This is a genomic window from Micromonospora sp. NPDC057141 (genome assembly GCF_042670805.1).
Classification (GTDB): domain Bacteria; phylum Actinomycetota; class Actinomycetes; order Mycobacteriales; family Micromonosporaceae; genus Micromonospora.
Map to the genome: position 1 here is coordinate 1 of NZ_JBHUVA010000076.1, position 22,358 is coordinate 22,358.

The window sequence follows — 22,358 nt, forward strand, 5'->3', positions numbered from 1 at the left end:
CGAACAGATATAGATGGACTGCCAATTGAAGAACAAACAAATTTACCATTTAAATCAGAGCACGAAGGTAGGATGCATGCATGTGGTCATGACTTTCATATGAGTATTGCCTTAGGTGTGGGGTGCGGCGCCCGGCGTACGGGTGACCGGCGGCTGTCAGCGCTGGTCGAGGTTGCCCGAGGTGTCCTCCTGGTAGCTGGCACCGTTGTCGGACTCGCTGGTCAGCGGCTTGGAGCCGCCCTCGGGCGGGCCGGCGAGGCTCTGACCGGCGGCGAGCTCGGGGAACTTCACGTCGAAGGCGGGGCGCTCGGAGCGGATCCGGGGCATCTGGTCGAAGTTGCGCAGCGGGGGCGGCGAGCTGGTCGCCCACTCCAGCGAGTTGCCGTGGCCCCACGGGTCGTCGACCTCGACCACCGGGCCGGTCTTGTACGACTTCCAGCAGTTCCAGATGAACGGCAGGGTCGAGATGCCGGTGATGAACGCGCCGATCGTGGAGATCATGTTGAGCGTGGTGAAGCCGTCGGCGACCTGGTAGTCGACGTATCGGCGGGGCATGCCCTCGTTGCCCAGCCAGTGCTGCACCAGGAACGTGGTGTGGAAGCCGATCATCGTCAGCCAGAAGTGGATCTTACCCAGGCGCTCGTCGAGCATCCGGCCGAACATCTTCGGGAACCAGAAGTAGACGCCGGCGAAGACGGCGAACACGATCGTGCCGAAGAGCACGTAGTGGAAGTGCGCCACCACGAAGTACGAGTCGTGCACGTGGAAGTCCAGCGGCGGGCTGGCCAGGATCACGCCGGTGAGGCCGCCGAAGAGGAAGGTCACCAGGAAGCCGACGGCGAAGAGCATCGGCGTCTCGAAGGTGATCTGGCCCCGCCACATGGTGCCGATCCAGTTGAAGAACTTCATGCCGGTGGGCACGGCGATCAGGTAGCTCAGGAAGCTGAAGAACGGCAGCAGCACCTGGCCGGTGGAGAACATGTGGTGCGCCCAGACGCTCATCGACAGGGCGGCGATCGAGAGCGTCGCGGCGACCAGGCCCTTGTAGCCGAAGACCGGCTTGCGGGAGAAGACCGGGATGACCTCGGTGATGATGCCGAAGAACGGCAACGCGATGATGTACACCTCGGGGTGGCCGAAGAACCAGAAGAGGTGCTGCCACAGCATCGGGCCGCCGGTGGCCGGGTCGTAGACGTGCGCGCCGAGCAGCCGGTCCGCGGCGAGCGCGAAGAGCGCGGCGGCCAGCAGCGGGAAGATCAGGATCGCCAGCAGGCTGGTGACCAGCATGTTCCAGGTGAAAATCGGCATCCGGAACATCGTCATGCCGGGGGCACGCAGGGTCAGGATCGTGGTGATCAGGTTCACCGCGCCGAGGATCGTGCCCAGACCGGAGATGGCCAGGCCGACGACCCACATGTTCGCGCCGACGCCCGGCGAGTGTTCGACGCTGCTCAGCGGGGTGTACGCGGTCCAGCCGAAGTCGGCCGCGCCGCCCGGGGTGAGGAAGCCGGCGGTCGCCATCGTGCCGCCGAACAGGTAGAGCCAGTACGCGAAGGAGTTCAGCCGGGGGAACGACACGTCCGGGGCACCGATCTGCAGCGGCACCACGTAGTTCGCGAAGGCGAACACGATCGGCGTCGCGAAGAACAGCAGCATGATCGTGCCGTGCATCGTGAACAGCTGGTTGTACTGCTCCGGCGACAGGAACTGCAGCCCGGGGCGGGCCAGCTCGGCCCGCATGACCAGCGCCATCAGGCCGCCGATCATGAAGAACACGAACGCGGTGACCATGTACATGATCCCGATTTGCTTCGCGTCCGTGGTGCGCAGCAGCCGCGCGAGTGCCGACCCCTTGACCGGCTCTCGGACCGGCCAGGGCCGGGTCACGACCGGCTTGGGTGCGACGGTGGTCACGAGTGGCCTCCGGTTCTGGGTTGTCCCGCTCGGCACGCCCTGGTTATCTGCGAGCCGTCATCCGCATGGAGGATAGTCCCCGGCAGGTGGGGGTGCCGCGTGGGGTGGCCGGCTACGATCACGCCCCGCCCGGGCGCGCGCACGCCGGTTTGACCGACGACCCGCTCACACTGTTTTGACCGACGACCCGCTCACACCGTTCTGACCGACGACCCGCTCACACCGGTTTGACCAACAGCCCGTAGTGCGCGCCGAAGATCTCCGCGCCGCGCCGGCGCAGGAACGGGTCGCGCAGCGCCGGCGGCACGTCGCGGGTGCGGTTGCGGTCCCGGGTCCGGTCCCGCACCCACTGGGTACGCGGCCGGCGGCGGCTCTCGTACGCGACCAGGGCCGCCTCGACGGTGTTTTTGGAGGTCAGCGACTCGGCCAGCACCACGGCGTCCTCCAACGCCATGGCGGTGCCCTGGGACAGGGTGGGCGCGGTCGCGTGCGCGGCGTCGCCGACGAGCAGCACCCGTCCCCGGGACCACCGGCCCAGCTCGACCTCCTCGGTGACACCGACGTGCACCTGCTCCAGCGCGTCGAGCACCTCGGGCACCGGGCCGGCGTACGCGCCGAACAGCTCGGCCAGCCGCGCGAGGGGGTCGGCGGGCGGCGTGGTGCCCGCCTCGTCGGCGTAGCAGTAGAGCCGGCCGGCCCCGAGCGGCACGACGAGGAAGCCGGCCCGCTGGCCGAGCAGCGCGGTCCACTCGGCGACCGGGGGGCCGCCCCGGACGACACCCCGGTATACGACGTGCCCGGCCGGGCGGGGCGGCCCGCCGAGCGCGGCCAGGGCGCGCACGGCCGAACGGGGGCCGTCCGCGCCGATCACCAGGTCGTACTCGGCAGTGGTGCCGTCGGCGAAGGTGATGCCGACGGCGGCCGGCAGCAGCTCGACCTCCCGCACCTCGACCCCGTGCCGGACCTCGCCGCCGGCCCCGGTGAGGAGCACCCGGTGCAGCTCCGACCAGGGCAGCGCGCGGCATTCGCCGACGTCCGTCCACAGCGAGCCCAGGTCGACCTCGCAGAGCAGGTCGCCGGCGGCGTCGAGGAAGCACTGCCGGCGGATGATCTGCCCGAGGGGGCGCACCGGGCCGTCGAGGTCGAGCCCGCGCAGGGCGCGGGCCGCGTTGCCGGGCAGGTAGAGGCCGGTGTCGACGAGGGCCGACGCGGGCAGGCGCTCGGTGACGTCGGGCCGGAGACCCACCCTCCGCAGTGCCCGGGCCACGGCCAGACCGGCGATGCCCGCGCCGACGACGAGGATGCGCAGGGGGGAGCCACCCATCGTGGTGTACGCCTCCGGGGGGTAGCGGCACGCGTTGGAGGCAAGACACTACTCGGTGCGATCGGCGCACGCCAGGGCCGTTCGTCTCGGGCGGGGCGACCCTCGACGGGTTGCGTCGATTGCCGGGGGACGGCTGACGGGCCGGCCGGGCGGGCGAGAAAGTTGTTCCGGCCGGTGAACGCCGTTCCACCGGTGGGCCAATCCATCGACATCCACTAAGGTGTTGGGGGTGACGGCGGGCGACGCGCACCGGGCGGTGAAGTCGGCCGGCCGCGCGCTGGACGTGCTGGAGGCGCTCGCGGCGACCGACGGCCCGCGCCCGCTGGTCGAGCTGAGCCGGGCGCTCGGCATCCCCAAGAGCAGCCTGCACGCGCTCCTGCGCACCCTGCTCGCGCGGGGCTGGGTGGAGACGGACGACGGCGGCGGCCGGTTCGCGCTCGGCGTCCGGGCCCTGGAGGTCGGGGCGGCGTACCTGGGCCGCGCCGGGGCTGCGGGCCTGCTGGGCGGCGTACTCGACCGCCTGGCGGCCCGGTTCGCCGAGACCGCGCAGCTGTTCCGGCTGGACGGCGGGTCGGTGGTGCTGCTGGCCCGGCGGGAGTCGCCGCACGCGCTGCGCGCGTACCACCCGATCGGCTGCCGCCTGCCGGCGCACGCCACGGCGGCGGGCCGGGCGCTGCTCGCGCAGCGGCCGGACGACGCGGTGGACCGGCTGCTGAGCTGGCCGCTGCCGGCCCGGACGGAGAGCACGGCGACCGGGCCGGCGTGGCTGCGCGCCGAGCTGGCGGCGGTGCGCGAGCGGGGCTGGGCGGCGGAGGCGCAGGAGTGCGACCCGGGGCTGGCGGCGGTCGCGGTGGCGGTGCCGCTGCGGCAGCCGGCGACGGAGGCGATCGCGCTCTGCGCGCCGGTCGCGCGGCTGGGGCCGCAGACCCGGGCGTGGATGGCCGCCGCGCTGGTCGAGGCGGCCGGGCGGGTGGGCGCGGCGCGCACCCTGCTGGCCGGAGATTCGTGGCCACCGTTCGACGGGCCGAACGTCGATCCCGCGCTAGCTTAACCGTTTCATTTGCGCAACGGTTTCAAACATGTAAATGTGTCGACTAGACGTGGGAGCGCTCCCGCGACGCACCTCCGGACCCGTCCCGACGTTTCGCCGTAGCAGCCAAGGAGCATCATGAAGCGTCCACTCCGCGCCCTCGCGGCAGCCGGCCTCCTCGCGGCCAGCTCGATCATCGCCGTCGCCCTCGGCGGCAGCGCCTCCGCCGACACCCAGATCTGCGAGCAGTACGGCTCGACCGTCATCGGCGGCAAGTACGTCGTGCAGAACAACCGCTGGGGCACCACCGCCCAGCAGTGCATCAACGCCACCAGCACGGGCTTCGAGATCACCACCCTGAACGGCAGCAGCCCCACCAACGGCGCGCCGACCGCGTACCCGTCGATCTTCGTCGGCTGCCACTACACGAACTGCTCGCCGGGGACCAACCTGCCGATTCAGGTCAGCCAGATCAGCAGCGCGCCCAGCAGCATCAACTACCGCTACGTCGGCGGGGCCATCTACAACGCCTCGTACGACATCTGGCTCGACCCGAGCCCCAAGCGGGACGGGGTGAACCAGATGGAGATCATGATCTGGCTCAACCGGCAGGGCCCCATCCAGCCGATCGGCTCCCCGGTGGGCAACGCCAACATCGCCGGCCGCAACTGGGAGGTCTGGCGCGGCAACAACGGCGGCAACAACGTGATCTCCTACGTCGCGTCGTCGGCGATCCCCAGCCTGAGCTTCGACGCGCTGCACTTCATCAACGACACCCGCAACCGCGGGGCGATCACCAGCTCCTGGTACCTGACCAGCATCCAGGCCGGCTTCGAGCCCTGGCAGGGCGGCGCGGGGCTGGCCGTGACGAACTTCTCGCAGAACGTCAACATCGGCGAAGCCCCGCCGACCACCACCCCGCCCACCACCAACCCGACCCCTCCCCCGGGCATCGGCGGCTGCGCGGTGAAGTACACGGCGAACTCGTGGAACAACGGCTTCACCGCCGACGTGCAGATCACCAACACGGGCACGACGACGTTCAACGGCTGGACGCTGACCTACAACCTGCCGGGCGGGCAGCAGATCACCGGCGCGTGGAACGCCACCGTGACCCAGAGCGGGTCGGGCGTGACGGCGCGCAACGTCGGCCACAACGGCACGCTCGCCCCGGGCGCCACGGCCAGCTTCGGCTACCAGGGCACGCTGAGCGGCGCGTACTCGTCGCCGTCCAGCTTCAGTCTCAACGCTCTGACCTGCACCCGCTCCTGAACCGCCGCGCGGCGGGGGCGGTTCCGGCCCGCCGCGCGGGCGGGCCGGAACCCCTCGCCCGCCGCGCTCAGGAGGTGGGCGGCTCGTCCTCGCCGGCCGCCTCCGCCGCGTCGGCCTCCTCCTTGCTGTGGTGGACGGCCTGGTCGGCGTGCTCGGGCGGGCCGTAGACGGTGTAGAGCACCAGCGGGTTGGGGCCGGTGTTGACGAAGTTGTGCTTGGTGCCGGCCGGCACCACCACCAGGTCGCCCTGGGCGACCTCCTTCTTCTCCCCGGCGACCCGGGCCTCGCCGGTGCCGCTGACGAAGGTGAGGATCTGGTCGATGCCCTCGTGGACCTCCTCGCCGATCTCGCCGGACGGCGGGATCGTCATGATCACCAGTTGGGTGTGCTCACCCGTCCACAGCACCCGCCGGAAATCCGGACTCTTCTCGGCGACGGTCGCGATCGTGAAATGCTCCATGGCCCGCACATACCCGGTCCCGCCCCGCGTCACGCCGGGAACGACGGATGGTGGGGTTTCCCACTGATCCGAGGTTTGGACCCGCCCAAACGGGGCATCGCCATCTCGACCGATGCACCCGGTCGGTCGAGCCAGGTCCCCGCCGGCGTACCGCCGTAGGGCTGCGGTGGTGGGAGACGGCCGGAGCGCGGCGACGTTACGACCCTCGGGTCGCGGCGGCGCCGTGCGCTCCTGTCCGGGTCGACAGCTCCGGGATCGACAGCTCCGGGGCCGACAGCTCCGGGATCGGCAGCTCCGGCCGACAGCTCCGCGATCGACAGCAGCTCCGGGGCCGACAACCGACTGTCCGGGGGCGGACGACCGACCGGCCCCCGCTGCGGGCTGCGACGGGGGCCGGGTTCAGCGGGGCGTACGGGATCCCGGTGCGGGTGTCAGGACGCGATGGCGAGGTGGAACGCCCGGTCGGCGGGCGCCCCCGCCGAGGTGAACGTCTGCACGAACACCCCGTTGGGCACGCCGGCCCGGCCGACGACCGCGATCTCGCCGCTGGGCGAGGCGCCGACGCTGCCGGGCAGGCCGATGGTCCCGATGTACGCGGAACCGGTCAGGTCGTGGGAGAAGACGACCTGGTAGGTCCCGACGCCGAGGCGCAGCGACGAGAAGACGCCGAAGCCGCGGACCAGCGCGCCGTTGGAGTTGACGACCGCGAAGAAGAGCTGCGCTGTCGGCGGCATCCCCACGGTCGTGGCGGGGACGAGCTGGGCGACGGCCTCGGCGACGACCTCGGCGCTGGCGACGGGCTGGTCGGCGGTCTGCTTGGACTCGGACATGATCGCTCCTTCGCGGCCGCCCGGGCCGCGGGCGACCAAATAGAGGGATGTAGTGAAAAGTAGTGATCAGGATGACAATTAGCGTTTCAATCTGATCAATACCTTTTACGGGTCAAACGCTAATCCGTCCGGCCGTCGGCAGGCCAGCCCCGCCGACTGTCCAATCATGGACATTCGGCTATTTGATCACACTCCTGAGCTGGGAACACCCTGTCCGATCACGGACTCGGGCCGCCCGCGCGGCCCGGCCCGCGTCAGCGGTCACGGTGCAGCCAGGCCAGCAGGTCCGGCGGGGCGAGGGCGGCGGTCCGCGCCCGGTAGCGGGCCAGCGCCCCCGCGTCGAGCAACTCCCGCCCCTGCCCCGAACGGCCGCGCCGGAAGAAGGCGTGACGGTCCTTCAACACCCCCGCCGGGTCCGGTACCAGCAGGTCCGCCCGTGCGCGCATCCGGTCGAAGGTGGCGGCCTCGACCAGCTCCGGCCAGCGCGGCCGGGGCACCTCGACACCGAGTCGCCCGGCCAGGGCGCGCATCTGCCCCGCAAGGTCGGCCACCAGGTCGTCGTAGTGCACGAGGGTCACGTTGGGCCGGTCGCGGCGGCACCAGGCGTCGCCCAGGTGCCACAGCACCCCCTGGAGCGAGTCCAGCTCCGCGCGCGGGTCGACCTCACGGTCCACCCAGCGCCGCAACGACTCCACCAACGGGGTACGCGGGGCGGGCGGCCCCGTCGGGGCGGGCCGGCCGGTCAGCTCGGCCAGCCGCACCCGGTCGAGGTTGCCGCTCTGGTGCCAGAGCGAGACCGCCATGTCCAGCGGGTGTCGGGCCACCACCACGTAGTGCGCCCGGTCGTCCAGCGGCACCCCGTCGAGCGGGGTGTGGGTCTTGACGAACCGGCGGTGCGGCTGGGCGGCGAGCCGGGCGTACACCTCGTCGCAGGGTTCGGCCAGCCAGTCCAGCCAGGGCGAGAGCCGCGACAGCGGGGCCGGCAGGTCGGGCGTGCCGAACACCAGCAGGGCGCAGATCATCTGCACCCAGGTGGTGCCACTCTTGGACCGGGTGCTGATGACGATGTCTCCGTCGCGGAACCGGAAGCCGGCCCAGCGGGAACTGTCCTCGTCGGACGATCGGTAACGAAAGGGCGCGTCGGGCATCCGGGTATCGTACGATCGGCCCCGGCCGGACGTCCGGCATTCGCCGCAAGCCCTGTGACGAGCGCCGATGTCCCGCTACATTGAAGTATGGTGCCCGCCCACGAGGGCCGGGCGGCGGGACCGGTCTACCACCCCATCCTCGCCTGCCGCCGCGGCGAGCTGGAGGCGCTCCGCCACCTCGACAGCGCCACGGCCGCCCTGCTCGCCCCGGTCCTCGACGTGTCCACGATGGACTTCGCCCTCGCGGAGGCGCTCGCCCGGCTCCCGCCCGGGCTGCTGCCGGCGGTCGACGTGACCGCCCTGCCCGACGGGGCCGACGCCGAGCTGGCCCGGTGGAACGTACCGCTGGTGCCGGTGGCCGGGCTCGCGGACAGCGACGCACGGCTGGCCGCGCACGGCGTGGCGGCCCGGGCGTACGCCGGGCGGTTGGTGGTGCGGTTGCGGGCCGGCAGCGACCGGTCCGGCCCGGACGCGACGACGGCCGCGGTGGAACGGATCTGGCGGCTCACCCGGCTCGTCCCCGAGCAGTGCGAACTCCTCGTCGACGCCGGGGACGTCTGCTGCCCGGCGGACGTCCGGCTGGCCGAGCCGCGCGCCCGGCGGCTGGTGGACTGGGCACGGCGGCACGCCTGGCGGGCGGTGACGGTGGCGGCCGGCGGGCTGCCGCCGACGCTGTCCGGGTTCCCGACCGACGAGCCGGTCCGCCTGGAACGCTGGGACTGGCTGCTCTGGCGTCGGCTGGCCGACCTCGGCGTCCGGTACGGCGACTACGCGGTGGGCTGCGCGGTGCCCGGCGGCGAGGCGGGCGGGGACCGCCTGCCCACGGTCCGCTACACGACCGACGGCGCCTGGTGGCTCTACCGCTGGTCCCGGCGGGGCGGCCGGGGCGACGAGCGGGTGGCCGACCTGTGCCGGACGCTGGTCTCGGCGGCGCACTGGCCGGCGGGCGGGGCGGCCTTCTCGTGGGGCGACCACGAGATCCTGCGCCGGGCCCGGCGGGTGGCCGGGGCCGGCTCGACGACGAACTGGTCGGCCTGGAGCACCTCGCACCACCTGGCCCACGTGCTGCACCAGCTCCGGCACGGCGGCGAACGCCGCCCCACCGGACGGCCCGCACGCGCCGCGGGCCGGCGCGGCGAGGGGCCGGCTAATGCTCGGTGAAGCCGAACTGCACGACACCCTCGTCGTCGACGGTGGCGTCGACCGAGGTGTCGGTGAGCAGGTCGGCGGCGTCGGAGTCGAGGAAGATCCGGGCGCCCTGGTGGTCGACCACCTGGTCGCCCTGTACCGGCTCGGGCACCAGCTCGACGGTGAGCGAGCCGGCATCGGTGTCGGCGGCGATGCGCAGGCCGCCGCCCTCGGCGACGTCCTCCTGGGCGGTCAGGTCGCGGATCACCAGCACGGCGTTGTCGGTCATGGTCAGCATGGCGCACTCCTCGTGGATTCTCGGTCGCGGTCGGCGCAGACCGGGCTCAGCCCGCGGACGATCACACGGGGGAGCTCGGGTGACGGCAAGGCCGTCACCGGGCGGAACGGGGCTGCTCGAAACGCGCCCCTGCACCCACCGTGCCCGCTGCCGGCGCATCCGTCAAATGGTACGAGTTCGATTCGCCCTTGCGGCGGAACTGGCTCCGAGCTGCCCGGATGCTCCCTACGCTGAAGCCCATGGACGACGCGAGGCGGTACGCGGCGGAATTCGTCGGCACCCTGCTGCTGGTCTTCTTCGGCGTGGGCAGCGCGGTCTTCGCCCAGGTCCAGGGCGGCGTGGTGGTGGTCGCCCTGGCCTTCGGCTTCATCCTGGTGGGGCTGGTCTACACCATCGGCCCGCTCTCCGGCAGCCACGTCAACCCGGCGGTGACCCTGGGGGTGCTGCTGTCGGGAAAGATCTCCCCGGCCGGCGCGGTGGCGTACTGGATCACGCAGTTCGCCGGGGCGACGGTGGCCGCCCTCCTCATCTGGGGGCTGACCCGGTGGGGCGACGTGGCGGACCAGACCGGGGTGCTCGGCACCAACGGCTACGGCGCGCACATCAACCTGGGCGGCACGGCCGTGCTGGAGACGGTGCTGACCTTCCTGTTCGTCCTCGTCGTGCTGGTGGTGACCAGTCGGGCCGAGCACGCCGGGTTCGCCGGCCTGGCGATCGGGCTGACCCTCGCGGCCTGCCTCCTGGTCGGCCTGACCCTCGACGGCGTCTCGGTCAACCCGGCCCGGTCGTTCGGCCCGGCGCTGTTCGAGGGCGGCACGGCCCTGCGGCAGCTCTGGGTGTTCATCGTCTTCCCGCTGCTCGGCGGCGCGCTGGCCGCCCTCGTGGCACCGCTTGTCGTGCGCCGCGACCCGCACTACCGCGCCGACCCGGAGGAACCCACCGGCACCGCGCCCAGGGCCGCCTGAGGCGGCCGGCGAGCGCGCCCGGACCCCGGGTCGTCCCCCACTTCGGCACTTACCTTCGCCTGATGGGGTTGGCCGGCAGAATTCTCCATGGCAGCATCAGCGCATGCAGAGTTGCGCCGCGGACCCCGAGCGGGGGAAGGCGTCACCTGTCAGACCGGCCCGGGCCCCTTCCGGGTGCGGAGGAAGGGGCCCGGGCCCACGGGCACCCGACGGGACGTCCGGCGCGTCAGGCGCCGGGGCGGTCCGGCGGGCGGACCGTGGCGGCCGGGTCGCCCCGCTCGATCAGCAGGTCTATCTCGGCGGCCCGCAGGCCGCGCAGGGCGAGCACCCGCCGGCCCCAGCGGTGCAGCCGGCAGGGGTGCGGGTGGGCGTCGTTGCGGCAGACCGTCCCGCCGGACCAGCGCCGGGGCGCGTGCACCACGACCGCCCGCACAGCAAACTGGGCGTCCTCCCCCGTGACGTACGGCGGCAGCGGAATGTCCCGCAGCCCCTCCCCGGGCTCCTCGCCGGCTCCGGGGACGACACCGGGGACGACGGCGGGACGGACGGCACGGGTGGGGGTGCGGGTGGCGGTGCTGCTCATCGGACAAGCCTCCACAGAGGACGGACGGACCAGGTCAGCGAAAACCTACGACCGTCCAGGGGTGGCATGACGGACAAACTGTCCCGACCCGCGGGTAGGCACCGACCGCCCCGCGACCCGCTCAGCGCAGCGCCACGGCCTGCAGGTTGACGTTGCCGCAACCCCCGAAGGTGGCCTCGACGGTCCAGGTGAGCAGCAGCTTCGCCCCCTCCGGAGCCCGGAACCGCACGGTGAACTCGGCGGTGTGCGTGGTGTGCGGGTCCTCCAGCCGGCGGACCGTCGTGGCGCCGCCGGTGGACAGCCGCGCCTCCAGGCGGCCGCGCGCCATCCACAGGCCGGCGTAGAGGCGCACGGTGCGGGCCTCATCCCCACCGTCCACGGCGAGCGCGAAGCCGCTGCCGACGCCGCAGGCGGAGACGCCGGCCGTGGTCGCCGTGGACGACGTCACGGGGGAACCGTCGCGCCAGCTGAACGTCTCCGGGCTGACGTCGTGACCGACCCGGTCGCCGTGACCGCCCTCGTCGGCGATCTCCCCCGACCCGTCGCGCTTGCGGACCGTCGAGTCGGCACCGCGCAGTCCCCAGTGGACCCAGTCCCGGGTCCCCGCCGCGGTCAGGTCGACGTCGGCCGGCACGTCGGCCTGGTCGACGTCGAGCTGGACCGCCGTCGGCTGCGGCGCCACGGGGCTCGACAGCGACGGCGACGGCGACGGCGACGGGGCCGGGGTCCGCTGCCGAGGGCGCAGGCCGGGCGTGGCCGCGTCGGCGGGCGAGCCCGGCCGGTCCACCACCGGGAACCCGCCACTGGGCCGGCCGGCGGGGGCCGGCACCACGGCCTCGTCGTCCGGCCCGGTGGCCGGGCCGGCCGGGAACGCGGCGTACGCCCCTAGTGCGACGAGACACCCGAGCACTATCAGGCCCTCGACCGCCCACCGCCGGCGCTGCCGGGCCCGCGCCAGCCGGCGCTGCTCCGAGCGCGTCCGACCGTCGGCCAGCTCCCCGGCCCGGTGCAGCGGGCCGCTCGGCCCCCGTCCACCAGGGCCGACGTCCCGCGTGAGGTCTTCCTGCGCCACCTGGCCTCCACTCCCCACCCGGTGTCCCGGTCCCGGCGACCGCCGCGCACCGGCGCGAGCCGTATCACGTTGGCACCACCCCCGGCCGGACGCCAGGGGTGTCCCGCCGGGCGTTTCCACTTCGTTACCGTCCGGTAGGGAACCGGCGCACGACCAGCTCACCGGCGACCGGGCAGGCTGCGCCACGGTGCCGTTTCACCGGACGGGCGCGGGAACGTCGGCGGGGGTCAGCCGGGCGGGCGCCGACGTCGCGGCGAGACAGGCAGGGCGCACCGCGACGCGCCGTGGCGGTGGTGGCGCCGCCGGCTGCGCTGAGCGTACTGGAGGTCACGTTGAGCGCGAAAGCGGCGAAGTCCACGAACCGGGGGCGGGGCCCGGTTGAGCCGCCGGTCAGCCCACCTGGAACCCGAGGGCCCGCGCCAGCAGCACCGCCTGCTCGGCGTCGATCAGCGCGCCGGCCCGCTGCACCGTCGTCGGGTCGAGCGCGGACAGGTCGCTGCCGCGCAGGTCGGCGCGGGACAGCCGCGAGCCGTGCAGCTGGGCGCCGGAGAGGTCGACGCCGGTGACCGTGGCACCGGTCAGGTCCGCGCCCGTCAGGTCCGCCTCGCGCATCCGCACGTCGGTCAGGCGCACCCCGCGCAGGTCGGCGCCGGGCAGCGCCACGAACGACCAGTCGCCGCCGTCGACCCGCAGCGGCCGCAGGTCGCACTGGTCGAAGCTGCTGCCGACCAGCTTGCAACCGGTGAACTCGGCCTCGAACAGGTTGCACCGCGTGAAGGCGCACCGGGTGAAGGCCGAGTCGGCGTGCCGGGAGGCGTTGAACGCCACGTTGCCGAAGACGCACTCGGTGAAGACCGCGCCCCGGCTCACCGCCTCGGTCAGGTCGACGTCGAAGAACTCGCAGCGCACGAAGTGCCGGTCGGCCAGGTCCTCGGCGTACCAGTCGTCGTGGCGGAAGGTCGCGTCCTCGGTCGGCTCCGGCACCCGGCCAGCGTAACGGCGGCCACCGACGTCTTCCGCGCACCGCGTACCGGCTAGTAGGTTCGGCGGGTGAGCCTGGTACCCCGCACCGACCCCGACCGCATCGGCTTCGACCCCGCGCGGCTGGCGCGGATCGACGAGCACTTCGGCAGGTACGTCGACGACGGCCTGCTCGCCGGCTGGCAGATCCTCATCACCCGGCGGGGCGAGATCGCCCACTCCGCCACCTACGGGATGCGCGACCGGGAGGCGGGCCTTCCGGTCGAACCGGACACCATCTGGCGCATCTACTCGATGACCAAGCCGATCACCTCCGTCGCGGCGATGATGCTGTGGGAGGAGGGCCGGTTCGAGCTCACCGACCCGATCGGCCGCTGGCTGCCCGAGTTCGCCGACGTCCGGGTCTACGACAAGGGCCCGGTGACCAAGCCGTACACCGTGCCGGCGGTCGAGCCGATCCGGATCTGGCACCTGCTGACCCACATGTCCGGCCTGACGTACGGCTTCGCCCAGGTCTCCGTCGTCGACGGCCTGTACCGGGCGGCCGGCTTCGACCTCGGCGTGCCCGCCGGTGCCGACCTGGCCGCCGCCAGCCGGGGGCTGGCCCGGCTGCCGCTGCTGTTCCAGCCCGGCACCGGCTGGAACTACGGGGTCTCCACCGACGTGCTCGGCCGGCTGATCGAGGTCGTCTCCGGGCAGCGGCTCGACGAGTTCCTCGCCGCACGGATCTTCCGGCCGCTGGGCATGACCGACACCGGCTGGTGGGTCGCGGAGGCCGACGCCAAGCGCCTCGCCGCCCTCTACTTCCCGCACCCCGTGACCGGGCAGGCCACCCGCGCCGACGCGATCGGCCGGCTCGCGCTGGCCGCGCCCGACTGCTTCTCCGGGGGCGGCGGGCTGGTCTCCACCGCCGCCGACTACCACCGGTTCACCCAGTTCCTGCTGCGCGGCGGGGAGCTGGACGGCGTACGCCTGCTCGGGCCCCGCACGGTGCGCTTCATGACCCGCAACCACCTGCCCGCCGGCCGCGACCTGGCCTCGTTCTCACCGACGGGCTTCGCCGAGACGGTCCTCGACGGCATCGGCTTCGGCCTCGGCTTCGCCGTGGTGCAGGACCCGGTGCCGTCCCGGGTACCGAGCAGCGTCGGCGAATACTACTGGGGCGGCATGGCCAGCACGGCCTTCTGGGTCGACCCGGTGGAGGAGGTCACCGCCCTGCTGTTCACCCAGCTCATGCCGTCGAGCACCCACCCGCTGCGGCCCGAGCTGCGCCAGCTCGTCTACTCCGCCCTGATCGACTGAGCTGTCCGCCGCTGCCCGGGCGGCGGCTCGGCGGGTGCCGGGCCGGCGGGCCCCGGCGGCCCGCGACGGGATCGCCGGAACGGCACCGCCGGGCCCGGCCGGCTCCTAGCCTGGGGCCATGAGCAACGTCGTGGTGTTCGGCGCCGGGGGCACGGCGGGTTCACGGATCACCGCCGAGGCGGTGAACCGCGGCCACCGGGTGACCGCCGCCGTACGCCGTCCCGAGGCGACCGGCGGGCTGCCGGCCGGGGTCGACCTGGTCACCGGGGACGTCACCTCGGCGCACAGCGTGCGGGAGCTGGCCCCGGCCGCCGACGTCATGGTGGTCGCCGTCGGCGGCGACGAGGGCCGGGCGCTGTGGCGGGACGCGGCGGAGAACCTCGTCACGGTGCTGCGGGACGTGCCGAACCCGCCCCGGATCATCCACGTCGGCGGCGGGGCGACCCTGCTCACGCCGGGCGGCACCCCGTTCCTGGAGGAGCCGGACTTCCCCGCGGAATACCAGGAGTCCGCCCTGGGCCAGGCCGACGCGCTGGCCTGGTACCGCTCGGCGGCCGACGGGGTGACCTGGACGTACGTCTCCCCGCCGCCGCTGGAGTTCCACCCCGGCGAGCGCACCGGCCACTACCGCACCGGCCTCGACGAGCCGGTGACCGACGAGCGGGGACGCGCGGCGCTGAGCTACGAGGACCTGGCCGTCGCCGTCGTCGACGAGATCGAGGACCCGCGCTTCGAGAACATGCGCTTCACGGCCGGCTACTGAACGCGCCGGGTCCCCGGTCCCGCGCCGGCCGGACGGCCGCTGTTCAGTCGGCGAGGCGGGCCGGGAAGCCGCCGGTGGCGATCGGTCCCCAGCCGTCGATGGTGACCCGGATCAGCGACTTGCCCTGCCGGGCCATCGCCGCCCGGTACTCGGCCCAGTCCGGGTGCTCTCCGGAGATGCTGCGGAAGTATTCCACCAGGGGATCCAGCGCCTCGGGCAGGTCGAGCACCTCGGCGGTGCCGTCCACCTGCACCCAGGGGCCGTCCCAGTCGTCGGAGAGCACGCAGGCCGAGACGCGGGGGTCCCGCCGGATGTTGCGCGCCTTGGCCCGCTCGGGATAGGTGGAGATCACCAGCCGGCCCCCGGGGTCCACCCCGCAGGCGACCGGGGAGGACTGGGGTCGGCCGTCGGACCGGGTGGTCATCAGCAGGACCCGGTGCCGGGGACGGAGGAAGTCGATCAGGGCGGCCCGGTCGACCCGGGTGTTGCTCGCGATGCTGCGTGCCATACCCGTTTCTACCAGCAGCTTCGCCGGCTTCCGCCGGTAGGCCCCGTCAGCGGGGCCGGGCGGTGTTCCGCTCCGCCGTGGGCTGGACGGGCACCCGGGGCCGGGCCGCCGGCCGCCAGGCCCGGCCGTTGGCGTAGATCACCCGGAAGCCCAGGTACGCCGCCAGCGGCGCCCAGTGCGCCGAGCCCATCCGCAGCTCGGCGGCGTTGTGCCGCTGCCCGTTGGCGAGCACGTCGAGCAGCACGGTCTCGAAGGCCGCCGACTCCACCCAGTCGACCTCGCGGGTGAACCCGCAGATCAGCGCCGCGCCGGTCTCGTCGAGGAAGTCGCGCAGCACGGCGTCGGACGCCCGCAGCACCGAGCAGCTGCCGAAGTAGAGCCGGCGGCCGTCGCAGCGGCCGGCCATCCGCTCGGCGACGTCGGAGAGGTCGACCGAGTCCCAGTCGGTGAGGCAGAGGCGGCTCGGCTCGCCGTGCATGGCGAAGAAGCCCACCCGGTAGTCGGCGTACTGCTTGAGCAGCCAGCGGTCGAGGAAGTAGAACAGCTCGTCGCGGGTCGCCGCGTCCTTGTGGATGAACCTGATCTTGCCCAGCCGTTCGAGGAGTTCCAGGGTCGGCAGGACCGACCCGCGCTCGTTGAGGTCGCGGTGCCACTGCCCCTCGACACAGAAGACACCACCGCGCGCCACCAGCCACCTCCCCGAGCCCTGGCTGACGGTACCGCCAGCCGCCGCCACCCCGGGATTCACCCTCCGTGCGAGCCGGCGCAGTCCCGCCTCGTCTCGTCGTGCCCGCCTCGTCTCGTCGTGGGGATGCAAGATCGCGCTCGATCGCGGATCGAGTGGCATCGCTGACGGCGGGAGGCCACTCCTTCCGGAAGGTGGCGAGGAACCCGGCGGCCTCATCCAGCCGGGGACAGCCGGAGTCGGAGCAGCGGGGGGGTCCTCAGGCAAGTACGTCCCCTCACGCCGTGTCCCGGACGGAAACGGCCCGGTCGCGGGGTTCCTCCACGAGCGGGCCGTTGCGACGCGCTCCCCGTCAGCTCGCCCGTGGCCAGCGCGGCGCGGCGGCGTTGGGCGGGGCCGGCCGGACAGGAACGCCGGGCCGGACCACGGGCCGCCCGGTGGGCACGGAGACCCGCCCGCCGGGAGGTGTGGGCATCCGCCCCGGCGGCGTCGGCATCCGCCCCGGCGGCGTCGGCACCCGCCCCGGCGGCGTCGGCACCCGCCCACCGGACGCGGAGACCCGGCCCGGCGGCATGGGCGTACGCCCGGCCGGATTGGCGGCCCGGCCCGGGGGCGTCGGACCCCGCCCGGACTGCGTGGCCGCCGGGTGGGCGGCGGGCCGGTCGGCGCGCGAAGGACCGGTCGCCGTGAACGGGAACGGCACGTGCACGAACGGGTTCCCGTGCCTGATCAGGGCATCGATCTGACGCCCGTTGAGGCCGTGGGCCTCCAGCACCCGCCGGCCCCAGCGGTGCAGCCGGCAGGGGTACGACGCGCCGTCGTTGCGGCACAGCGGCCCCGACGGCCACTCCTCGGCGGTGTGCACCACCACCGCCCGGACCGCAAGCCGGACGTCCTCGGGTGTCAGGGACGCCGGGACCGGCACCTCACCCAGCACTTGGTCGATGGGATCCGTCGACTGCTCACCAACTCGCACGGCAGGCCTCCCGCAGCTCGGCAGCGGTGCGGCCGACCCGCCGCACCACATCCTCGCGCAGTGGTACGGCGCGCGCGGGCGATGAGTTCAATCGCGCCCCCGCCGCGGTGCCACCAAGGTCATGACGGGCTTGTGGCGGTATCCGGGGCGGATGATCACGCCATGTCGCCGACCTGGAGTCGATCAAGCACCGGCCGGCCGTGGGCGACGGTTTCAGCCCCGTAAAGTTCCCCGGCGCTCTCCCGGTGTTCACACCAGCGCCGCTAGCATCGCTGACCATGAATACAAAGAGCATCACCCGCTCGCGATCCGGGCGGCTGATCACGGCGTTCGCACTGGCCGTCACGTTGGTGACACCCGTCGTGGCGAGCACCTCCGCGTCGGCGGCGACCACGCTGACCGTGGCCCAGGCGCTGGCCGCCCAGGACGGGCGCGCGGCCACCGTCACCGGGTACGTCATCGGGCAGCCGACGGCGACGACCACGGTGATCACCTCCGGCTACACGGCGGACACGGCGATCGCCATCGCCGACACGGCCGCCGAGACCAGCACGAGCAGGATGCTGTACGTCCAGGTGACGGCCGCGTACCGCAGCACCTTCGGGCTGCTGACCAACCCGGGCCTGCGGGGCAGGCAGGTCACCGCCAGCGGGGCGCTGACCGCGTACTTCAGCCACGGCGGGTTGAAGAACCCGACCGCGATGAGCCTCGGCGGCGGCACCCCGAGCCCGACGCCGACGGCCCCGCCCACCGCCTCGCCCACCCCGTCGCCCAGCCCGTCGGGCGGTGGCGGCCCGTACGACTCGACGTACTACGCGAGCGCGATCGGCAAGACCGGCACCGCGCTGCGCAGCTCCCTGCACACGATCATCAGGACGCAGACGAAGCTCAACTACGACCAGGTGTGGGAGGCGTTGAAGGACACCGACCAGGACCCGGCCAACGCCAGCAACGTGCTGCTGCTCTACAGCGGCCGCTCGCAGAGCAAGACCAGCAACGGCGGCGGGGCGAACGACTGGAACCGCGAGCACGTCTGGGCCAAGTCGCACGGCGACTTCGGCACCGCCACCGGCCCCGGCACCGATGTGCACCACCTGCGCCCCGAGGACGTCTCGGTCAACTCGACGCGCAGCAACAAGGACTTCGACACCGGCGGCAGCGGCGTGTCCGAGTGCGCCGGCTGCTACTCCGACGCCGACTCGTTCGAGCCGCGCAGCGCGGTCAAGGGCGACGTCGCCCGGATGATCATGTACATGGCGATCCGGTACGAGGGCGACGACGGCTGGCCGAACCTGGAGATCAACAACTCGGTGTCCAACGGCACGTCCCCGTACCACGGGAAGCTGTCGGTGCTGCTCTCCTGGAACCTGGCCGACCCGCCGGACGCCTTCGAGAAGCGCCGCAACCAGGTCATCTACGATCGCTGGCAGGGCAACCGCAACCCGTTCGTCGACCACCCGGAGTGGGCCACCGCCATCTGGGGCTGACCCGCGCGCCGGGCCACCCGGTTGTCGTGGATCACCCCACCCGGTCGTGGGCAGACGACCGGGACGGGGTAGGACAACCGGGTGGCACGGCCCGGCCGCGTGGCCTCCACGCGCCCCGGGCCCCTGACGATGGGAGAGACGGCCGACATGGCGAACACGGTTCCCGACATCGCGCTCAACGACGGCAACACCATTCCCCAGCTCGGCTTCGGGGTCTACCAGATCGCGCCGCAGGACACCGCCGAGGCCGTCGGCCGGGCCCTGGAGGTCGGCTACCGGCACATCGACACCGCCGAGATGTACGGCAACGAGGCCGAGGTGGGCCAGGCGGTGCGCGCCTCCGGCCTGGACCGGGACGAGGTCTTCGTCACCAGCAAGCTGAACAACGGCTTCCACCGCCCCGACGACGCCCGCCGCGCGTTCGACGCCACCCTCGCCGCGCTGAAGATGGAGCACGTCGACCTGTTCCTGATCCACTGGCCGCTGCCCACCCGCTACGACGGCGACTTCGTCTCCACCTGGAAGGTCCTCGAGGAGTTCCGGCACGACGGCCGGGCCCGCTCGATCGGGGTGTCGAACTTCCAGGTGCCGCACCTGGAGCGGCTTGCCGGCGAGGCCGACATGGTGCCGGCGGTCAACCAGATCGAGGTGCACCCCTACCTCGGCAACGAGGACGTGCGCGCGTACGGCCACGCGCACAACATCCTCACCCAGGCGTGGTCGCCGATCGCCCAGGGCACGGTGCTCGACGACCCGACCCTCATCGACATCGCCGAGGAGCTCGGGCGCACCGTGCCCCAGGTGGTGCTGCGCTGGCACGTGCAGCGCGGCGACATCGTCTTCCCCAAGTCGGTCAACCCGAAGCGGATGGCCGAGAACTTCCAGATCTTCGACTTCGAGCTGGACGACACGACGATGGAGCGGGTCACCGGCCTCGACCGGGGCGAGGCGGGCCGGCAGGGCCCCAACCCCGACACCTTCGACTACGTGCCCGACTAGGCACACGGCGGGGCGGCCTGCGGCCGTCCGACCCGGCGGCACCGGCCGGTCGCGCCGGTGCCGTCAGCGGTCGAAGGTGTCCGGCAGGTGGATGCGGTCGGCGGGCACCCCGGCGGCGAGCAGCCGCAGCCGCGCGCCGGCCACCATCGGCGGCGGCCCGCACAGGTGCACCTCCTGCTCGGCCGTGTGGTGGCGCAGGGCCACGGTGAGCGCATCGCCCCGCTCGGCGGAGCCGGCCGCCGGGTCGTGGGAATATGCGGGCACCACGGTCAGCCACCCGTGGGCGGCCTCCAGCTCCGCCAGGGTCGCCCGGTCGTACAGGTCGGCCGGGGTGCGGGCCCCGGCGACCAGGGTCACCCGCCGGCCGTCCGGGGCGGCGGCGAGCTGCTCCACGAGGGCGCGCAGCGGCGCGAGCCCGGTGCCACCGGCGACGAGCAGCAGGTCGTGCCAAGGGCTGGGGTCGAGCAGCAGGCTGTTCCCGCAGGGCGGGCCGAGCAGGAGCGGCTCGCCGGGGCGTACCCCGTCGACGAGGGTGCCCGAGACGGTGCCGGCGGTGACGGCGCGCACGTGCAGCTCGACGGTGCCGTCGGGGCGGGGCGCGTTCGCCGGGGAATACCACCGCCAGGCGCCGGGCCGGTGCGGGTGACAGACGGGCACCGCCTGCCCCGGCCGGTGCGGCAGCGGCCGACTCGGGCGTACGGTGAGCACGGCCACGCCGTCGGCGGCCCGGTCGTGGGCGACCACCTCGGCCCGCCACCACGCCGGCCCGTCGCCGACCCGGGCGGCGGCCCGGCGCACGGCGGTGACCGCCCGGCGCAACCCGCGCTCCCAGCCGGCGGCGAGGGCGGCCGTCCAGTGTGCCCGGTTCTCCCGCGCCACGGCGGCGAGCAGGGCGTCGCCGAGCAGGTCGGCGTGCTGCGGCAGCAGGCCGACGCCGCGGTGGGCCCGGGCCAGGACCGCCAGCGCGGCGGCCCGCCCGGCCGTGTCGTCGGCGCCGCCGGCCAGCCGACCCAGCGCCGCGAAGATCACGTCGTGGTCCCGCTCGGGCAGCAGCCCGGGCAGGCGGTCACCCACGGTGTCCAGGAAGTTGGCGGCGGCCCGGTCGACGGCGGCGGCGGTCGCCGCCCAGGACGGCCCGAGGTCGGCGCTCACCGCCCGGATCGTCTCCGCCACCCTGACTGTCGGCCCCGCTCGCAGCTCGGTCGTCTTCACGGCCATGGGTACGGACGGTGACCATCGGCGGTTCACCCCTTTTACTGAGGGTGATCGACCGGTGACCCTGGCGGCTGCCTGCGGGCTCGCCACTCCCGGGCCAGGACGGCGAAGACGAGCCGGTCGGCCCACTCCCCCCGGAACAGGTAGCTCTCGACGTGGCGCGCCTCCTGGCACATGCCGAGCCGCGCCATCAGCCGGGCGGACGCCTCGTTGCGAGCGTGGCACCGCGCGTAGACCCGGTGCAGGCCGAACCCGTCGAAGCCCCAGTCCAGCAGGGCCGTGGCGGCCTCCACGGCCAGCCCGCGCCCCTGATGGTCGGGGTGCAGCACGTACCCGAGCTCGGCCGTGCGATCGGCCTCGCTGCGCCAGACCAGTTCCACAGCGCCGACCACGCCGACGTAGGGGAGCCGGGGCAGCTCCGCCGCCCCTGGACGGTCGGGCGGCGGCATCGGACCGGTCGGCCATATACATCGACAAGCATCGACCAATAGGCTGCCTGCCATGCGTGCCCGTCGCGTCACCGCCGCAGCCGCCGTCGCCGGCCTGCTGAGCCTGCTCGCCGTCACCGCCGCCCGCGCCGACGACGGCCCAGCCCTCACCACGCCCGGCGCGCCGGTCGTCGTGGCCAACGAGCCGCACGAACTCACCCTCACCTGGGCACCGTCGGCCTGGGTGGGCGAGCCGGGCGGCACCGAACCCATCACGTACGAGGTGCTGGTGCCGTTGGGCCCCAACACGTACCGGGGACTCGGCAGCACGCAGACGCCCTCGATCACGCTGACCGACCTGCCGCCGGGCACCGAGTACCAGGTCGCCATCCAGGCCCACACCATCGGCGGATACTCCGACACGTCGGCGACCACCGACCTGCGCACCGCGTACGGGCGGGCGAAGGTCAGCTATCTCAACCTCGACTGGGCGCCCACGGACAACCAGGTCCACTTCGTCGCGCAGGTCGTCAACACCGGCACGCAGCCGCTCGACCTGCGCACGGTCCGGGTGGACTACCACGTGCGCTTCGAGGGCGGCAACACGTCCCTGGTGACGGAATGCGACTGGGCGGCGCTGGGCTGCGACAGGGTCCAGCGGCAACTGGTCTTCTTCCCGCCGCCCGCGCCGCCGCCCCCGCCCCCGGGGAGCAGCCCCACTCCGGTCCCCACCGCGACGCGGTACCCGGTGCCGGGCACACCGGTCCCCGGATACGTCCGGCTCACCTTCACCGGCGGGGTGCTCGCCCCCGGCGAGTCGAGCGGGCCGATCCAGCTCCGCTTCCACCGGCAGAACTGGACCGCCGTCGACGAGCGGGACGACCCGAGCTGGCGGGCCGCCACCGGCACCTGGGCCGACAACAGCCGGATCACCCTCGATGTGGACGGCGTCCGCGAGTTCGGCGACCAGTACGCCGGCTGAGGCCCGCC

At 73.3% G+C, this 22,358-nt stretch carries 23 protein-coding genes and 1 pseudogene; 10 read left to right on the forward strand and 14 right to left on the reverse strand.

Features of this window, described 5'->3' with window-relative positions; genetic code table 11:
- Positions 1-9: 9 nt before the first annotated feature.
- Positions 10-123: pseudogene (locus tag ACFT41_RS26845) on the forward strand (M20/M25/M40 family metallo-hydrolase); the annotation flags it as partial.
- 33 nt (positions 124-156) lie between these two features.
- Here the strand turns inward: ACFT41_RS26845 and ctaD are convergent.
- On the reverse strand, positions 157-1,914 hold the full coding sequence (gene ctaD, locus ACFT41_RS26850) for a cytochrome c oxidase subunit I (RefSeq protein WP_377614022.1): 1,758 nt from the start codon (positions 1,912-1,914) through the stop codon (positions 157-159).
- A gap of 217 nt (positions 1,915-2,131) precedes the next feature.
- Positions 2,132-3,238 carry an FAD-dependent monooxygenase gene (locus ACFT41_RS26855; RefSeq protein WP_377588066.1) on the reverse strand — a complete coding sequence of 369 codons (1,107 nt, stop codon included), beginning with the start codon at positions 3,236-3,238 and terminating at the stop codon, positions 2,132-2,134.
- 229 nt (positions 3,239-3,467) lie between these two features.
- Here ACFT41_RS26855 and ACFT41_RS26860 point away from each other — a divergent pair, with 229 nt between their 5' ends.
- Positions 3,468-4,289 carry an IclR family transcriptional regulator gene (locus ACFT41_RS26860; protein ID WP_377588067.1) on the forward strand — a complete coding sequence of 274 codons (822 nt, stop codon included), beginning with the start codon at positions 3,468-3,470 and terminating at the stop codon, positions 4,287-4,289.
- Between the two features lie 117 nt (positions 4,290-4,406).
- Positions 4,407-5,540 (forward strand): cellulose binding domain-containing protein, encoded by a 1,134-nt coding sequence (locus tag ACFT41_RS26865; RefSeq protein WP_377588068.1) that lies wholly within the window; start codon positions 4,407-4,409, stop codon positions 5,538-5,540.
- Positions 5,541-5,607: 67 nt separating this feature from the next.
- On the opposite strand, the gene ACFT41_RS26870 is transcribed toward ACFT41_RS26865, so the two are convergent.
- The 3 genes from ACFT41_RS26870 to ACFT41_RS26880 form a co-directional block, all read right to left on the reverse strand.
- Positions 5,608-6,000 carry a cupin domain-containing protein gene (locus ACFT41_RS26870; protein ID WP_377588069.1) on the reverse strand — a complete coding sequence of 131 codons (393 nt, stop codon included), beginning with the start codon at positions 5,998-6,000 and terminating at the stop codon, positions 5,608-5,610.
- Between the two features lie 431 nt (positions 6,001-6,431).
- Complete coding sequence (locus ACFT41_RS26875; RefSeq protein WP_377588070.1) at positions 6,432-6,830, reverse strand: hypothetical protein; 399 nt, start codon at positions 6,828-6,830, stop codon at positions 6,432-6,434.
- Positions 6,831-7,084: 254 nt separating this feature from the next.
- A complete protein-coding gene (locus tag ACFT41_RS26880) occupies positions 7,085-7,978 on the reverse strand; it encodes a sulfotransferase domain-containing protein (protein ID WP_377588071.1) in 894 nt (297 codons plus the stop codon).
- Positions 7,979-8,065: 87 nt separating this feature from the next.
- On the opposite strand from ACFT41_RS26880, the gene ACFT41_RS26885 reads away from it, so the two are divergent.
- Positions 8,066-9,139, forward strand: coding sequence for a beta family protein (locus tag ACFT41_RS26885; protein WP_377588072.1), 1,074 nt, complete (start codon positions 8,066-8,068; stop codon positions 9,137-9,139).
- Here ACFT41_RS26885 and ACFT41_RS26890 read toward each other — a convergent pair.
- The gene (locus ACFT41_RS26890) at positions 9,126-9,404 is read right to left on the reverse strand and encodes an adhesin (protein ID WP_377588073.1); all 279 of its coding nucleotides are present in this window, start codon (positions 9,402-9,404) and stop codon (positions 9,126-9,128) included. The two genes, ACFT41_RS26885 and ACFT41_RS26890, sit on opposite strands and share 14 nt — an antisense overlap.
- Positions 9,405-9,643: 239 nt before the next feature.
- Here ACFT41_RS26890 and ACFT41_RS26895 point away from each other — a divergent pair, with 239 nt between their 5' ends.
- Complete coding sequence (locus ACFT41_RS26895; RefSeq protein ID WP_377588074.1) at positions 9,644-10,369, forward strand: MIP/aquaporin family protein; 726 nt, start codon at positions 9,644-9,646, stop codon at positions 10,367-10,369.
- A gap of 226 nt (positions 10,370-10,595) precedes the next feature.
- Here ACFT41_RS26895 and ACFT41_RS26900 read toward each other — a convergent pair whose 3' ends face one another.
- From ACFT41_RS26900 to ACFT41_RS26910, 3 genes are all read right to left on the reverse strand, one after another.
- Entirely contained in the window at positions 10,596-10,952 is a 357-nt protein-coding gene (locus tag ACFT41_RS26900; RefSeq protein WP_377588075.1) for a hypothetical protein, read from the reverse strand.
- A 121-nt stretch (positions 10,953-11,073) separates the two neighbouring features.
- Positions 11,074-12,024 carry a hypothetical protein gene (locus ACFT41_RS26905; protein ID WP_377588076.1) on the reverse strand — a complete coding sequence of 317 codons (951 nt, stop codon included), beginning with the start codon at positions 12,022-12,024 and terminating at the stop codon, positions 11,074-11,076.
- A 390-nt stretch (positions 12,025-12,414) separates the two neighbouring features.
- Entirely contained in the window at positions 12,415-13,008 is a 594-nt protein-coding gene (locus ACFT41_RS26910; RefSeq protein WP_377588077.1) for a pentapeptide repeat-containing protein, read from the reverse strand.
- Positions 13,009-13,074: 66 nt separating this feature from the next.
- Between ACFT41_RS26910 and ACFT41_RS26915 the strand changes: the two genes are divergently transcribed.
- Together ACFT41_RS26915 and ACFT41_RS26920 are read left to right on the forward strand one after the other, a co-directional pair.
- Entirely contained in the window at positions 13,075-14,307 is a 1,233-nt protein-coding gene (locus ACFT41_RS26915; RefSeq protein ID WP_377588078.1) for a serine hydrolase domain-containing protein, read from the forward strand.
- A gap of 118 nt (positions 14,308-14,425) precedes the next feature.
- On the forward strand, positions 14,426-15,070 hold the full coding sequence (locus ACFT41_RS26920) for an NAD(P)-dependent oxidoreductase (protein WP_377588079.1): 645 nt from the start codon (positions 14,426-14,428) through the stop codon (positions 15,068-15,070).
- 43 nt (positions 15,071-15,113) lie between these two features.
- Here ACFT41_RS26920 and ACFT41_RS26925 read toward each other — a convergent pair whose 3' ends face one another.
- The 3 genes from ACFT41_RS26925 to ACFT41_RS26935 all read right to left on the reverse strand — a co-directional run bounded on the left by ACFT41_RS26925 (position 15,114) and on the right by ACFT41_RS26935 (position 17,200).
- Entirely contained in the window at positions 15,114-15,578 is a 465-nt protein-coding gene (locus ACFT41_RS26925) for a PPOX class F420-dependent oxidoreductase (protein WP_377588080.1), read from the reverse strand.
- Positions 15,579-15,624: 46 nt separating this feature from the next.
- Positions 15,625-16,266, reverse strand: a complete 642-nt coding sequence (locus ACFT41_RS26930) for a DUF6642 family protein (protein ID WP_377588081.1) — start codon at positions 16,264-16,266, stop codon at positions 15,625-15,627.
- 349 nt (positions 16,267-16,615) lie between these two features.
- Entirely contained in the window at positions 16,616-17,200 is a 585-nt protein-coding gene (locus ACFT41_RS26935) for a hypothetical protein (protein WP_377588082.1), read from the reverse strand.
- Positions 17,201-17,517: 317 nt separating this feature from the next.
- Here ACFT41_RS26935 and ACFT41_RS26940 point away from each other — a divergent pair, with 317 nt between their 5' ends.
- Both ACFT41_RS26940 and ACFT41_RS26945 read left to right on the forward strand, forming a co-directional pair.
- Positions 17,518-18,726 (forward strand): endonuclease, encoded by a 1,209-nt coding sequence (locus tag ACFT41_RS26940; protein ID WP_377588083.1) that lies wholly within the window; start codon positions 17,518-17,520, stop codon positions 18,724-18,726.
- A 147-nt stretch (positions 18,727-18,873) separates the two neighbouring features.
- Positions 18,874-19,725 carry an aldo/keto reductase gene (locus tag ACFT41_RS26945; RefSeq protein ID WP_377588084.1) on the forward strand — a complete coding sequence of 284 codons (852 nt, stop codon included), beginning with the start codon at positions 18,874-18,876 and terminating at the stop codon, positions 19,723-19,725.
- A 63-nt stretch (positions 19,726-19,788) separates the two neighbouring features.
- Here the strand turns inward: ACFT41_RS26945 and ACFT41_RS26950 are convergent, their stop codons facing one another.
- Positions 19,789-20,943, reverse strand: a complete 1,155-nt coding sequence (locus ACFT41_RS26950; RefSeq protein WP_377588085.1) for an FAD-binding oxidoreductase — start codon at positions 20,941-20,943, stop codon at positions 19,789-19,791.
- A gap of 35 nt (positions 20,944-20,978) precedes the next feature.
- A complete protein-coding gene (locus ACFT41_RS26955) occupies positions 20,979-21,389 on the reverse strand; it encodes a GNAT family N-acetyltransferase (RefSeq protein ID WP_377588086.1) in 411 nt (136 codons plus the stop codon).
- Positions 21,390-21,441: 52 nt separating this feature from the next.
- On the opposite strand from ACFT41_RS26955, the gene ACFT41_RS26960 reads away from it, so the two are divergent.
- Positions 21,442-22,350 (forward strand): fibronectin type III domain-containing protein, encoded by a 909-nt coding sequence (locus ACFT41_RS26960; protein WP_377588087.1) that lies wholly within the window; start codon positions 21,442-21,444, stop codon positions 22,348-22,350.
- Positions 22,351-22,358 lie beyond the last annotated feature (8 nt).